The sequence below is a fragment of the Megasphaera sp. UBA4382 genome (assembly GCF_002391155.1).
Lineage (GTDB): Bacteria > Bacillota > Negativicutes > Veillonellales > Megasphaeraceae > Megasphaera > Megasphaera hexanoica.
In genome coordinates this window covers 1-1598 of sequence record NZ_DGRS01000068.1, presented here as the reverse complement: position 1 = coordinate 1598, position 1598 = coordinate 1, and the positions used below count along the sequence as shown (strand labels likewise).

Genomic DNA, 1598 nt, shown 5'->3' with positions numbered 1-1598 from the left:
AAAGAACGGAAACGGTTGTGCAAGGCGGAATTGGGCGTAAGCGCCAAGAAGATCCGGGCCAAAGTGCTGGGACGCACGCTGGCCTCTACCATTATCGATGAAACGACAGGCACCCCGATTGCAGAATCTGATACCATTATTACCAACGACGTGTACAAACGCTTGATGGATGCGAACGTGACGACGATCAGCCTGTATGTTTCGGACGACGCCGGTAACATTGGTGAAGAACGCGAAGAAGTGGCCATCAATATTCCGGAAGAGTTTGCAGTCGGCAAGATCAAGGAAATGCTGATGCTGCAGTTTGTCAATAAAGAGGTTTCGGAAGATATTACAAACGCTGACGGCGAAGTCCTTGTCCATGCTGGTGATGAACTGACGGAAAGCGATATCGACCGCATCCTGAAAGATGGTACGGTGGAAGAGATTTCTGTCCGCCATAATGAAATTGACGGAATCGAAATCGAAGCCATCACAGAAAACGGAACGGAGATTGAATCCCTGCATGACCGGATCATCGGCCGGACGCTGGCAGAAGATGTGGTGGATGAAAAGGGCAACGTGCTGTTCCATATCAATGAATACATTACTGAAGCTATGGCGGATGTCATTGCGGCTATGCGTGACAAGGTCAAGATCCGCACCGTACTGACCTGTAAATCCAAATTTGGCGTATGCCGCAAGTGTTACGGACGGAATCTGGCAACTGACCACAACGTTGACGTAGGCGAAGCTGTCGGCACGATTGCCGCACAGGCCATCGGCGAACCGGGTACGCAGCTGACCATGCGTACGTTCCATACGGGCGGCGTTGCCGGCGCTGACGATATTACACAGGGTCTGCCCCGTGTTGAAGAACTGTTTGAAGCCCGTAAACCGAAACATCCGGGCATTCTTGCTGAAAATGCCGGAACGGTCCATATTGTGGAAGAAGCCGGACAGAAGCAGCGTAAGGTTGTGATTACCGGAAATCCGGAAGATGAAGTGGTAGAACAGACCTATGTTATTCCGTACGGCGCCAAGCTGTCAGTTAATGAAGGTGACGAAGTGAAAATCGGGGACCGCCTGACCGAAGGTTCCCTGAATCCGCACGATATCCTTCGTATTCTGGGACCGCAGGCAACGCAGCGCTATATTGTGCAGCAGGTGCTCAGCGTTTATAAGTCTCAGGGCGTAGGCATCAATGATAAACACATTGAGGTAATGGTCCGCCAGATGATGCGGAAGATCCGTATCGAAGAAGCGGGCGACACTTCCATGCTGCCGGGCGAATATATTGACGTAGGGGAATTTAACGAACAGAATGCCCTTGCGGTAGCAGCGGGCAAAGAACCTGCCAGCGGCAAACCGATCCTTCTGGGTATTACCAAAGCTTCTTTGGCCACTGATTCCTTCCTGTCGGCCGCATCTTTCCAGGAAACGACCCGTGTGCTGACAGATGCAGCTATCAAAGGCAAAGTGGATCCGCTGTTGGGCCTGAAGGAAAATGTCATCATTGGCAAACTGATCCCTGCGGGTACCGGTATGAGCCGTTACCGCGACGTAAAGGTGAAATACCTTGCGGATGTGAGTGCGGATGAAGTTCCGATTAATGCAGA

Annotated in this window: 1 pseudogene; it reads left to right on the top strand. The window is 51.6% G+C overall.

The features are described 5' to 3' along the window. A pseudogene (locus B4H10_RS08195) lies at positions 1–1598 on the top strand (DNA-directed RNA polymerase subunit beta'); the annotation flags it as partial.